This window comes from Pseudomonas sp. P4795 (genome assembly GCF_048822895.1).
In the GTDB taxonomy this organism is placed as follows: Bacteria; Pseudomonadota; Gammaproteobacteria; order Pseudomonadales; family Pseudomonadaceae; genus Aquipseudomonas.
On record NZ_JBMFBT010000010.1, the window covers coordinates 127,873 to 140,573 of the forward strand.

Consider the following 12,701-nt stretch of genomic DNA (forward strand, 5'->3'; position numbering starts at 1 on the left):
AAAATCCGTGCAGGTCGACGGCTTTGAATTTGCTGCCGTCGATGGCGATGATCGACTGAGAAAAGAGATTGAGGTTGCGAAAAAACTACGAACTGGCGGCATACGCTTCGAATGGCTTTGCCGCTGTTCTTTAGAAAGTCGGTAATGATTTTGAAGTCCGGAGCTAGACGTCCGTTCGCCCCATCAACTCGACGTTTCGCTCGCCTCACTCTCAAGTAGGTGGCTAGACTGAATCCGATTAAGATAGCCGTAGATATAGATCTTTAGCAACACCGCAGGGTGATCGGCCAGACGACCAGTTGCTGCAGGATCGACGCCCTCAAAATCAAATGCGCCCAGGTCGAGATCATCGACGAAAACATCAACCACGCGCACTGGATTTTCTTCGGCTACGTAACCGCCCAGACACTCCGGCAGCAAGGTGTCTTGCGTCAGAGCCTCACCATCAATAATTCGCTTCATGATCGCCCCCGCTACGATCTCTACGATTCGGAGATTAGACAATTGCGGAAGTTTTCACCCAGGCATTTTTTGCGTGTAGGAAAATTGCAGGCGAAATTCTCGTCGAGGTAGATGAAGATACTGTTTGGCCAATCGTTCTTCACACATTGAGTAGTTATGGAGATGAGCTTTCTGTCAGGCTGCCAATTGAATTGGCCGATGAAGTCGGCTTCGAGCAATTTGATGCCAAATTGATTGTTGCCCTCGTGGTTGCTTATGCAAACAGCGGTAGCAATACCGTTGGAGTATTGATGCATTTGGAAAAGCATCTTCCTGACGGTCAAATAGCAGATGTCCTTGATATCTTAGCTTTAGCAGCTAAGAGCCTAGGTAAGGGCGATGAGCGCCTTGGAAACGATGCGTTGACCGATCTTGCTTATCATCTAATCGTTCGAACCGTAGAGGCTGGTGGTGTCACAGCCCCACAACTTTGGTCTTGGCTAGAGCCATTTCATAGCCGTGATGGATATCAACGTGATGCCCATAAGAAAATGCACGAGCTTATTCAGAGCGACGACAGTTTGCGCCAGTCCGTTCAGAAACTAGTGCTTTTAGAACTGCCCAGTGATCACAATCCAATCCAGCAATCATGGCGGCTCAGCGAACGATCGACCGGCTTTATAGCGTCCGACGCGGATGTTGTTGCGCTCTTTAATCGGCTCAACCCCATCGACGGATGAAGAACGTCGTCGCACTTGGGTTGCGATCGGCGTTATTGTTGATTTCCCTGTGAGCGTAATGCAGCTTAGCTCTGTGCTGATTCAACCCGAACTGCTATGGCACATACGCCATCTGATCAGCAACCAAAGCAACGAGGACGTCAATGTCCTTCTCACTGCTGCGCAGAGTGAGTGGATCATCGCTACGTTCCGATCGCTTTGGCCAATGGTGCATCGCCCAAGCGGTACTTCGTCAGGGAATTCAAATCCTTGGGATGCAAGCGGTTTCATCGTCCAACTGATCCGCCGCCTTGGCAACGACACCAGCGATGATGCAATCGATGCATTAGTTCGATTAAGGGACGCACCTGTCGATGGGTACTCTGAAGAGCTCAAGATTATCATCGCTGAGCAGAAACGCATCCGCGTTGAAGCTACCTATGTTCCTCCCACGCTTGCTGCTGTTGACGCGATCACACGAAATCTTGCCCCTGTGTCCATTAGTGATCTACAAACTCTTGTACTTGAGGAGCTCGCCATCGCTCAAACTAAAATAAGGAGCGACGATGCTGAATCTTGGCGCGGATTTTATGACGACAAAAAAATCCTTTCGTTGAGGAGCGATGTCGTGATCACCTTCTAGGTCTACTCCGTCAAGGATCGTCGGGTTTTGCTTTCGATCCGGAAACGCATATTGCCGGGGACAAGGAAGTTGATATCACTTGCTCCGCTGGAACACTTCGTATTCCGATTGAGATTAAAGGGCAGTGGCACTCCGAGCTCTGGACAGGTTCAGATAAACAGCTTGATGCTCTTTACACTCCAGACTGGCGAGCGGAAGGCTGTGGTATTTATCTCGTTCTCTGGTTTGGAGAACAAAAACAAACAACCAAGAGGCTGAAGAGTCCAGGTAGACACGAAACCCTCCCCACAACTGTTGATGAACTGAAAAATATGCTTGTCGCGAAGAGCAGGTCTGCACGAGAAGGAACAGTCGCCGTTTTCGTGCTGGATCTCGTGCGATCGAATCCTAGCTAAAGGGGACGCTGGTAGGATTAATGTCAACGTTCATAAAACGGCCTGTTTCTACCAAGCTGCTCGGGGAGCGTTGGAACGCAGATTCATCCCATTACATTTTCGAAATAACGCGACCAGACAACTGAACCTCTTTAAACGAATGTCTGCTCTTGGCCGACCGCTGCCGGTGACGACTAGCAGCCATCGGCTGTGGATTCAACCGTTCATCGCCACCCAGTTAGCTGGTCACATCCCGTGCAAATGACTGGTCAAGTCGAATGCAAATGGGTGGTCAAGTCCATGCAATTACGCACACATCTTTCAAAACCGCCAAATCTTCCGGAAGATCATTCGCAATCCGTTCCGCAAACCTCTGTAGAGTCGGCTCCGCCAGCATGAATAGCCAAGCCTGTTCATCTGGTTCACCCGTGCGTCGCAGCACCCGCCCCAACACTTGCCGATAGTGCAGTTCAGTGCGGATACGGCTGAGATAGCAGCAGACTTGCAATCGGGGAATATCGGTGCCTTCGCTGATCATTCCTACCGCAACAATCCAGCGGCAGGCGCTACGCCTGAAGTCATTGATCACCTGCTGCGCATCCTCCTCAAGCTCCCCCCAACAGTCGTAAGACTGTTCTCAAACCCCTTATCGATCAGTTCCAGCTGCAGATGTGCCAGAATCGGCCTCAGATGGTAAACCTGCCCTCGTACACGGCGATTTTCATCCAGCTCTATCCAGCCCACGCGCACTAATCGGCGGATCTGCTCATACACGTAGCGACGCACATCTCCGATACGAAAATTGATGCTATCCAGACGAGCTGCGTAGGCATCGCGCAGTTCCCGGGTCGTAAACGCTTTACGGCCTTGCTCCTGAAGCAGCTCATAGAGTCGCCTGTCGAAGCTAAATGAGGCTAATTTCATCGAGGCACCAGAAGAGTTAACGCAGAGTAAATGCGGATTATAATCCGTGGCTCGTATGTCCGCAAACGCACGATAGTGCCGCCTCGAGTTGAATTGAGACGGTCATGGATAAGTTGGCGAAAGCGTTAGGGAAACGCATTCGAATGCAGAGAAAGGTCTGCCGGATATCCCAAGATGCATTGGCGCTGGCGTGCAATATCGACCGTAGTTACGTTGGGCGGATCGAGCGTGGCGAAGTCAATATCACTATCGAGAAGCTATACCGCATCGCATGCGAGCTCGCATGCGACCCTTCAAGCCTTCTTCCAACGCCGTCTGAAATCTAATCCGAGCCACTGATTAGAAATGCTCAACAAGGTTAGCCTCGCTGAGCCGCTTGCCGCCGTGACTTTGAAGAAGTCCGGGTATCTGAGATTTCCGCGAAATCATTTCCGTTCTGACTTGGGTTGAGCAGACCGGTCACTCCACATCACCTATTCAGAAATCACCGCGCTCCAGCCCTCGTGGCGGGGGCGATACCCTGGCCTACGCAAAGGGTCAACTCACCCAGTGACTTAAAACCCCGCGGCGATGATCATCGGCAAAATTGCAAAAAGTTAGCCTTCGGAGTCGAAATTTGATCCGACCTCAATAAAAGTGACTAAAAATCATGCTTTGACGTTGAATTGAGTTAGTAGAAACGCTAGACCCGAGGGGGAAGCCAATGATTGGCTGGGCTCGCCATTGGCGCTAAAGCGTGACTAAAAAACAATAGCTCAGATTGGAGTATTGAGCCATGGAGAACCTTGGGTCAGTGACAGATGAATGATGGAGCGCAGGCGAAGCCCGGCCAGACCGTGCGCGTCGTTCACTTGATGGTCATCAATGCGTGCGCGCTGAAAAAGTCTGATTCTAGGAGCTGGAACGCTCCCGCGTAACCGGCAAAGCTACCTTAATGACCGGTGGCAGTCCAGCCGAGCGGGGCTGGCACTTCGCCACAACTCAAGGCATGCTAGCCGCCCTTTGGGCGTCCGGCTTATAGTGCACGTCGCGCCAGTCCAGCCAGACCGCAGGATTACAGCTTGTCGAATGTCACGCCGCCCGTTTCCGTGAGCGCACCTCAGCCTGCGAATGGCTCGCCCCTGCGCGGAACATTAAAGGGCGCACTGGCGACATTGGTCCTGTTGTTGCTGGCCCTGCTGTTCTGGCAGTTGCTCGATCAACTGCGCGAAACCGAGAAAAATCAGCGTCAGTACACCATCGACTACACCGCCGACCTCGCCGCGCAAGTCAGCCTGAACATGGCGCTGAACGCGCAGATCGCCCTGAATCTGCTGCCGATCCTCGAACAACCGCAAACCGCCGACGAACAACAGGCTCTGCTGCGCAAACTGCAGCAATCGCTGCCGGATCTGCGCAGCCTGGCGTTACTAACGCCCTCCGGCAAAGTCCTCAGCGACAGCGACGCGAACAGCCACGATGCCGATTACCTCAGCGAACTGGTAAGGCGCAGTCGCGCACAGGCGCATTACTTCAGCAACGCCGACGACGGCTCAGAGGTGCATCTGTTGCTGCATCAGGCCAGCGGCAGTTCGCGCGGTTACTGGGCGCTGCGCCTGACCCCGACCTTCTTCGCCTCGCTGACCAAACAGGCGGAAACCGGCATCCGTCCGCTGTGGCTGGTGGAAAACCGCATCAACCATCAGATCATCAGCCGCGACGAAGGCCTGCCATCGGCGAAGACCAGCACGCTGACCCCGGACGACATGGCCAACAGCGTGCTGACCGTACCGCTGAGCAGCAGCGACTGGCAGTTGCGTGGTCTGTTCGACCGCCAGCATGTGCTCGAACAATTGCTGCCGGCGTTCATCGGCAAATGCCTGCTCGGTCTGGCGTTCTCGCTGCTGCCATTCATCGCACTGCTGAACATGCGCCGCCGTCAGCGTCAGTTGCATGAAGGTCGGCGGCGTTATCAGGACATTTTCGACGGCACCGGCGTCGCGCTGTGCGTGCTCGACCTGTCGGGGCTCAAGCAGGCCTTCGACAAGGCGCAGTTGCAGACCAGCGACCAGCTCAAGGCCTGGCTCGATCAGCCGCAACAGCGCCAGCAATTGCTCCAGGAACTGCGCATCACCGAGGTCAATCAGGTGGCGTTGCAACTGCTCAACGTCAATTCCTGCGACCACGCGTGGCAATTGCTGATCGACGGTCAGCCGCACAGTCAATGCGCGATCGGCAATCAAGTGCTTGACGCGGTACTCCAGCAGCAAAAGCAGCTGGAACTGGAAATAAAACTGCCGGACATCAACGGTCGCGACCAGCATCTATGGCTGGTGCTGCGACTGCCGCAAGAGCGTCACGACTATCGCGCGGTGATCCTCAGCATCAACGACATCACCAGCCGCAAGCTGATCGAACTGTCGCTGCTGGAGCGCGAAGGGTTCTGGTCGGACGTGGTACGCACCGTGCCGGATCATCTGTATGTGCAGGACGTGATCAGCCAGCGGATGATTTTCAGCAACCACCACCTCGGCCAGACGCTCGGTTACAACCGCACCGAACTGCATCAGATGGGCGAGTACTTCTGGGAAATTCTCCTGCACCCGGAAGACGCCGATTACTACCATCGCTCGCGCCAGATGCAGCGCCATGCCGGTTACAGCCAGTTGTTGCAGTGCCAGTTGCGCTTCCGCCATCGCGACGGCGAGTGGCGACGTTTCGACATTCGCGAGCAGGCACTGGCTCGCGACAAACAGGATCAGGTCACGCGCATCATCGGTGTGGCCAAGGACATTACCGAGCAGATTGAGGCCAGTGAGTCCCTGCGCGACAGCGAGCAGCGCTACCGCATGCTCGCGGAAAGTATCAGCGACGTGATTTTCTCCACCGACAGCAAGCTCTCGCTGAACTACGTCAGCCCTTCGGTGCAAGCGGTGCTGGGTTATGACGTCGAGTGGATTTTCCAGAATGGCTGGCAATCGACCATCGCCAACCCGCAGCAACTGAGCGGCATCTATCAGCTGATGGATCGCGTCAGCAAAGCGCTGGACAAGCCTGATCAACTGGCGCTGTTGCGCGATCAGGTACAGACGCAACTGTTCCTGTTCGATTGCCTCAAGGCCGATGGCCGCAAGATCCCGATTGAATTGCGTCTGGTGCTGGTCTGGGATGAACAAGGTGCGTTCGAAGGCGTGCTCGGTGTCGGCCGCGACATCAGCCAGCAGCGCCGCGCCGAGAAAGACCTGCGCATGGCCGCCACGGTTTTCGAGCATTCGACTTCGGCGATCCTGATCACCGATCCGGCCGGTTACATCGTGCAGGCCAACGAAGCCTTCAGTCGGGTCAGCGGCTACGCGGTCAGCGAAGTGCTCGACCAGTTGCCAAACATGCTCACCGTCGACGAGCAGCAGGACGCACATCTGCGCTACGTGCTCAAACAATTGCATCAACACAGCACCTGGGAAGGTGAAGTCTGGCTCAAGCGGCGTAACGGCGAGCATTACCCGGCCTGGGTCGGCATTACCGCAGTGCTCGACGACGAAGGCGATCTGGCCAGTTACGTGTGCTTCTTCAGCGACATCAGCGAGCGCAAGGCCAGCGAACAACGCATCCACCGCCTCGCCTATTACGACGCGCTGACGCATTTGCCCAACCGCACGCTGTTCCAGGATCGTCTGCACACGGCGCTGCAATCGGCCGAACGGCAGAAGTCGTGGGTGGTGCTGATGTTCCTCGACCTTGACCGCTTCAAGCCGATCAACGACTCCCTCGGCCACGCTGCCGGCGACCGCATGCTCAAGGAAATGGCCACGCGCCTGCTCGGCTGCGTCGACGATGACGACACCGTGGCGCGCATGGGCGGCGACGAATTCACACTGCTGCTGCAGCATCGCGCCAGCCGCGAACTGGCGCTGAACCGGGCGATTCATGTGGCCGAGCAGATTCTCGCGAGCCTGGTGAAACCGTTCGTGCTGGAGGGCCGCGAATTCTTCGTCACCGCGAGTATCGGCATCGCCTTGAGTCCGCAGGACGGCAACGAACTCAGCCAGTTGATGAAGAACGCCGACACCGCGATGTACCACGCCAAGGAGCGCGGCAAAAACAACTTCCAGTTCTATCAGGCCGACATGAACGCCAGCGCCCTCGAGCGTCTGGAACTGGAAAGCGACTTGCGCCACGCCCTGGAGCAGGACGAATTCGTGCTGTATTACCAGCCGCAATTCAGCGGCGACGGCAAACGCCTGACCGGCGCGGAAGCCCTGTTGCGCTGGCGTCATCCGCGTCGTGGACTGGTGCCACCGGGGGATTTCATTCCGGTACTCGAAGAACTCGGGCTGGTGGTGGACGTCGGCGACTGGGTGATCAGCGAGGCCTGCCGGCAACTGAAGACCTGGCACCAGAATCGCGTACGCGTGCCGAAGGTCTCGGTGAACATCTCGGCGCGGCAGTTCTCCGACGGCCAGCTCGGCACGCGGATCGCCACGATCTTGCGCGAAACCGGGTTGCCACCGGCGTGTCTGGAACTGGAACTGACCGAAAGTATCCTGATGCGCGAAGTCAGCGAGGCGATGCAGATTCTCGCCGGCCTGAAAAATCTCGGCCTGAGCATCGCGGTCGATGACTTCGGCACCGGTTATTCATCGCTGAACTACCTGAAGCAATTCCCGATCGACGTGCTGAAAATCGACCGCACTTTCGTTGATGGCCTGCCGTCTGGCGAACAGGATGCGCAGATTGCCCGCGCGATCATCGCCATGGCCCACAGCCTGAATCTGGCGGTGATCGCCGAGGGCGTGGAAACCCATGAGCAGCTGGATTTCCTGCGCGAACACGGTTGCGATGAGGTGCAGGGTTATCTGTTCGGACGGCCGATGCCGGCGAGCCGGTTCGAGGCGCAGTTCAGTAATGATGCGTTGTTCATGTTTGATTGAAGTTTTGTGGGGAAGCTGCTGGCCTCATCGCTGGCAAGCCAGCTCCCACAGGGGACTTGCTGTGGATCAATATTCTTTGGCTGAAACACAGACATTGTGGGAGCTGGCTTGCCAGCGATGAGGCCAGCACTGAGACCGCATATCCGGTCATGAAAGCCACTTGTCTGCGACATGATGTCCTTTCATATGCCTTCCAAAACCCATTGGGTTAGAATGCCCCCTTTTCTGCCCCCGATCCTTGAGGACCGCCATGTTCAGCCGTGATTTGACTATTGCCAAGTACGACGCCGATCTTTTTGCCGCCATGGAGCAAGAAGCTCAGCGCCAGGAAGAACACATTGAGCTGATCGCTTCGGAAAACTACACCAGCCCAGCGGTGATGGAGGCTCAAGGCTCGGTTCTGACCAACAAATACGCCGAAGGCTACCCGGGCAAGCGCTACTACGGTGGTTGCGAATACGTCGACATCGTTGAGCAGCTGGCCATCGACCGCGCCAAAGAACTGTTCGGCGCTGATTACGCCAACGTTCAGCCACACGCCGGTTCGCAAGCCAACAGCGCCGTTTACCTGGCTCTGCTGTCGGCCGGTGACACCATCCTGGGCATGAGCCTGGCCCACGGCGGTCACCTGACCCACGGCGCCAGCGTTTCCTCCTCCGGCAAGCTGTACAACGCCGTGCAGTACGGCATCGACGCCAACGGCCTGATCGACTACGACGAAGTCGAGCGTCTGGCGGTTGAGCACAAGCCGAAAATGATCGTGGCCGGTTTCTCTGCCTACTCGCAGATCCTCGACTTCCCACGCTTCCGCGAAATCGCTGACAAGGTTGGCGCGTACCTGTTCGTTGACATGGCGCACGTGGCCGGTCTGGTCGCTGCTGGCGTCTACCCGAACCCGGTTCCATACGCTGACGTCGTGACCACCACCACTCACAAGACCCTGCGCGGTCCTCGTGGTGGCCTGATCCTCGCCAAGGCCAACGCCGACATCGAGAAGAAGCTCAACTCCGCCGTATTCCCGGGCGCCCAGGGTGGTCCGCTGGAGCACGTGATCGCCGCTAAAGCGATCTGCTTCAAAGAAGCCCTGCAGCCTGAGTTCAAGACTTACCAGCAACAAGTGGTGAAAAACGCCCAGGCGATGGCCAGCGTATTCATCGAGCGCGGTTTCGACGTGGTTTCCGGCGGTACTGAAAACCACCTGTTCCTGCTGTCGCTGATCAAGCAGGAAATCTCCGGTAAAGATGCTGACGCCGCTCTGGGCAAAGCTTTCATCACCGTGAACAAGAACTCTGTGCCTAACGATCCACGTTCGCCGTTCGTCACCTCCGGCCTGCGCTTCGGCACCCCGGCCGTGACCACTCGTGGCTTCAAGGAAGCAGAGTGCAAAGAGCTGGCCGGCTGGATCTGCGACATCCTGGCAGACCTGAACAACGAAGCGGTGATCGACGCCGTTCGTGAGAAAGTCAAAGCCATCTGCAAGAAACTGCCGGTATACGGCGCGTAATTGCGACGTTAAATCTGCAGCATGAAACCGGCCAGTGATGGCCGGTTTTTTTTCGCCTGTCGTAAAGACCAAAAGATCGCAGCCTCCGGCAGCTCCTACATTTGGAACGCGTACCTCCTGTAGGAGCTGCCGAAGGCTGCGATCTTTTGATCTTCGGCCACTGGTCAGACCGGTCATGCCAATTTTGTGATTTTCACTTGTCATCCCGAAAAAACCAAGCCTAGACTGCACCCGCACTGGACATACCGGTAAGACCACAATAATTAAGTCCTGAATCTGATACGCGCAGCGTACGGCAACCAGGACACCGACCAGGATTCCTCCCATGCTCAGATGGTGCTCGCGTTCAATCTTCCTTCAAGTGGTTCTCGGACTGGTGCTCGGCATCGTCTGCGGGCTGACCCTTCCTGAATACTCGGCCCAGCTCAAACCGCTTGGCGACGGGTTCATCAAACTGATTAAGATGCTCATCGGCCTGATCGTGTTCTGCGTAGTGGTCAGCGGCATCAGCGGCGCGGGCGATCTGAAGAAGGTCGGACGCATTGGCCTCAAATCGGTGATCTACTTTGAAGTGTTGACCACCATCGCGCTGGTGATCGGCCTGGTATTCGCCTTCAGCACCGGGATCGGCAGCGGCGCGAATATCCATCTGGAGCAACTGTCAGTTGCGGACATGGGCGACATTGCCCAGCGCGGTCAGCACATGCATACCACCACGCAATTTCTGATGGACCTGATTCCGACCTCGGTGATCGGCGCCTTTGCCGACAACAACATTCTGCAAGTGCTGCTGTTTTCGGTGCTGTTCGGCAGCGCACTTAATCTGGTCGGCGAAGCCGCTTCGGGGATTTCGCGGCTGATCAACGAATTGAGCCATGTGATCTTCCGCATCATGGGCATGATCGTGCGTCTGGCGCCGATTGGCGTATTCGGCGCCATCGCCTTCACCACCAGCAAATATGGCCTCGACTCGCTGCAACATCTGGGCAGTCTGGTCGGCTTGTTCTACCTGACCTGCGTGGCGTTCGTGTCGTTGATTCTCGGTCTGGTGATGCGTTTGTCCGGCCTGCGTATGTGGCCGCTGCTCAAGTACCTGCGTGAGGAATTGCTGATCGTGATGGGCACCGCATCGTCGGATGCCGTACTGCCACAGATCATGCGCAAACTCGAACACCTCGGCATCGGCAGCTCGACGGTCGGGCTGGTGATTCCTACCGGCTACTCGTTCAACCTCGACGGTTTTTCGATCTACCTGACGCTGGCCATCGTGTTCATCGCCAACGCCACCGGTACGCCGCTGGCCATGACTGATCTGCTGACGATTCTGCTGGTGTCACTGATTACCTCGAAAGGCGCGCACGGCATTCCCGGTTCGGCGTTGGTGATTCTCGCAGCGACGCTGACGGCGATTCCGGCAATCCCGGTGGTCGGTCTGGTGTTGGTGCTGGCAGTGGACTGGTTCATGGGCATCGGCCGCGCGCTGACCAATCTGATCGGCAACTGCGTCGCCACCGTGGCCATCGCCCGCTGGGAAAAGGACATCGACGTGCAGCGGGCGAACAAGGTACTCGACGGACAGCACGGCTATACCTTTCAACCGCGTAAAACAGCGACTCCTGCGCACCAGCAAGAGTTCTGATTTCAACCCTGTAGGAGCTGCCGCAGGCTGCGATCTTTTGATCTTCGTCTGCGGTAACCCCGCAGGCCCATGGAGCAAGACAAGTGATTACCACCTCAACCGTCGTCAACTCAGTCGTGGAAAAACTCCGGGCCGCCCTCGCCCGTGGTCAATGGCGCTCCGGCGAAATGCTGCCGGGCCAGCGCGAACTGGCCGAACAACTGGGCATCAGCCGCCCGAGCCTGCGCGAAGCGGTGATCGTGCTGGAGACCCTTGGCCTGGTCCGCTCAATGCCGGGCAAAGGCGTGGTGGTACTCGACGCGCAACTCAATGACAGTCAAAGCCACGACAGCGCAGTGGCCGGCGCCAGCCTCGAAGACGTGCTGCAGCTGCGCTACACGCTGGAGCCGTTCATCGTCGGACTGGTCGCGCAGTCGATCAGCAGCAAGGAAGTCGGGCAATTGCGCCTGACCCTGATGGACATGCGCGAAGCCCTTGAAGCCGGCGACAGCGAGGCGGGAGTCAGCGCTTACATCGCCTTTCACGAAGAACTGTTCACCCTGACCTCGAACCCGATTTTCCAGAGCGTGGTGCAACAGACCAGCAACGCCCTCAAGCAAAGCGCCGAGGTGCTGCGTAATTCACCTGAGCATCTGGCCGAGCGGCTGGAAGAAAACGAAGCCGTGGTGCGCGCGATCCGCAGCAAGAACAGCGCCCAGGCCAGCGCCGAAATGCGCCGGCACATTTTGCGTGAAGGCCAGCGGATGGGCATCGAACTGAACATCCCGGACGACAACCTCGGTAGCTGAACCCGCCATGCACTGGAGACAGGCCATGAACAGTCTTGCCACACCGTTGCACGATCGCCGGAACTCGGCTGCCCTGCCCTTCTCTCGTTTTGATGCACCGGCGGATGATCTGTATCCACGGCTGTTTGATGCGATTCTCGAACAGCGGATTGATCCGGCGAGTCGCTTTACTGAAGACAGCCTGAAGCAGATGTTCGGGGTCAGCCGTGCGGATGTGCGCCGAGTGCTGACGCAGTTGGCGCATCAGCAGATCATCGTTTTGCGGGTCAATCATCGACCGAAAGTGGCCGCGCTGGATCTTGAGCACACGCGTCAGGCACTGCACGCGCGGCGCCTGACCGAAAGCACGCTGGTGCGACTGGCCTGCCAGTATGCGCGGCCCGAGGGTGTGCAACGCTTGCGGGCGCTGATCGAGCGTGAGCGCGCGGCGGTGGAACAGGATCGGCGTGGTGCGGCGATTCGCTTGTCTGGGGAGTTTCATCTGCAATTGGCGCAAATGGCGGGGAATGCACCGTTGGCGCATTTTCTTTCTACATTGGTGCCGTTGACGTCTCTGGCGATTGCGCGCTCAGCTGAAAGTACGCACGGCTGTTGCGCGTGGCAGGAACATTTGGCAATTGTCGAGGCGGTGGAGCGCAGGGATGCGGCGACAGCCATGATGCTGATGAATCAACATCTGGATCATCTTGAGCAGACTCTCTTGAGTTCATCCCTTGAGGGTTGTGTTGTTGCTTGAATCGCCATCGCTAGCAGGCTAGC

Annotated in this window: 8 protein-coding genes and 3 pseudogenes; 8 read left to right on the plus strand and 3 right to left on the minus strand. The window is 57.0% G+C overall.

All coding sequences use genetic code 11. The features are described from left to right. Nucleotides 1-13: 13 nt before the first annotated feature. Nucleotides 14-462, minus strand: a pseudogene (locus ACOI8A_RS24750) (transposase); the annotation flags it as partial. Between the two features lie 191 nt (nucleotides 463-653). Here ACOI8A_RS24750 and ACOI8A_RS24755 point away from each other — a divergent pair. Together ACOI8A_RS24755 and ACOI8A_RS24760 are read left to right on the plus strand one after the other, a co-directional pair. Then, on the plus strand, nucleotides 654-1,181 hold the full coding sequence (locus tag ACOI8A_RS24755; RefSeq protein WP_420651382.1) for a hypothetical protein: 528 nt from the start codon (nucleotides 654-656) through the stop codon (nucleotides 1,179-1,181). Continuing rightward, nucleotides 1,138-1,803 carry a hypothetical protein gene (locus ACOI8A_RS24760; protein WP_420651381.1) on the plus strand — a complete coding sequence of 222 codons (666 nt, stop codon included), beginning with the start codon at nucleotides 1,138-1,140 and terminating at the stop codon, nucleotides 1,801-1,803. Before ACOI8A_RS24755 ends, ACOI8A_RS24760 begins: the two co-directional genes overlap by 44 nt. A 687-nt stretch (nucleotides 1,804-2,490) precedes the next feature. On the opposite strand, the pseudogene ACOI8A_RS24765 reads toward ACOI8A_RS24760, so the two are convergent. Further along, nucleotides 2,491-2,778 (minus strand): annotated as a pseudogene (locus ACOI8A_RS24765) (helicase-related protein); the annotation flags it as partial. Between the two features lie 14 nt (nucleotides 2,779-2,792). After that, nucleotides 2,793-3,101 (minus strand): annotated as a pseudogene (locus ACOI8A_RS24770) (hypothetical protein); the annotation flags it as partial. Nucleotides 3,102-3,205: 104 nt separating this feature from the next. On the opposite strand from ACOI8A_RS24770, the gene ACOI8A_RS24775 reads away from it, so the two are divergent. From ACOI8A_RS24775 to ACOI8A_RS24800, 6 genes are all read left to right on the plus strand, one after another. Next, entirely contained in the window at nucleotides 3,206-3,427 is a 222-nt protein-coding gene (locus tag ACOI8A_RS24775) for a helix-turn-helix domain-containing protein (protein WP_420651380.1), read from the plus strand. A gap of 735 nt (nucleotides 3,428-4,162) precedes the next feature. Continuing rightward, entirely contained in the window at nucleotides 4,163-8,011 is a 3,849-nt protein-coding gene (locus tag ACOI8A_RS24780) for an EAL and GGDEF domain-containing protein (protein ID WP_420651379.1), read from the plus strand. A 250-nt stretch (nucleotides 8,012-8,261) separates the two neighbouring features. Continuing rightward, nucleotides 8,262-9,515, plus strand: coding sequence for a serine hydroxymethyltransferase (gene glyA / locus ACOI8A_RS24785; RefSeq protein ID WP_420648463.1), 1,254 nt, complete (start codon nucleotides 8,262-8,264; stop codon nucleotides 9,513-9,515). A 325-nt stretch (nucleotides 9,516-9,840) separates the two neighbouring features. Next, nucleotides 9,841-11,154, plus strand: a complete 1,314-nt coding sequence (locus ACOI8A_RS24790) for a C4-dicarboxylate transporter DctA (protein WP_420648464.1) — start codon at nucleotides 9,841-9,843, stop codon at nucleotides 11,152-11,154. Between the two features lie 83 nt (nucleotides 11,155-11,237). Next, nucleotides 11,238-11,942 (plus strand): FadR/GntR family transcriptional regulator, encoded by a 705-nt coding sequence (locus ACOI8A_RS24795; protein ID WP_420648465.1) that lies wholly within the window; start codon nucleotides 11,238-11,240, stop codon nucleotides 11,940-11,942. Between the two features lie 25 nt (nucleotides 11,943-11,967). Continuing rightward, the gene (locus ACOI8A_RS24800) at nucleotides 11,968-12,678 is read left to right on the plus strand and encodes a GntR family transcriptional regulator (protein WP_420648466.1); all 711 of its coding nucleotides are present in this window, start codon (nucleotides 11,968-11,970) and stop codon (nucleotides 12,676-12,678) included. Nucleotides 12,679-12,701: the final 23 nt, after the last annotated feature.

Coding starts and splice junctions, on each gene's coding strand:
- ACOI8A_RS24760 (WP_420651381.1), top strand. CDS start 1,138: ATGTTGTTGCGCTCTTTAATCGGCTCAACCCCATCGACGGATGAAGAA.
- ACOI8A_RS24775 (WP_420651380.1), top strand. CDS start 3,206: ATGGATAAGTTGGCGAAAGCGTTAGGGAAACGCATTCGAATGCAGAGA.
- glyA (WP_420648463.1), top strand. CDS start 8,262: ATGTTCAGCCGTGATTTGACTATTGCCAAGTACGACGCCGATCTTTTT.
- ACOI8A_RS24790 (WP_420648464.1), top strand. CDS start 9,841: ATGCTCAGATGGTGCTCGCGTTCAATCTTCCTTCAAGTGGTTCTCGGA.
- ACOI8A_RS24800 (WP_420648466.1), top strand. CDS start 11,968: ATGAACAGTCTTGCCACACCGTTGCACGATCGCCGGAACTCGGCTGCC.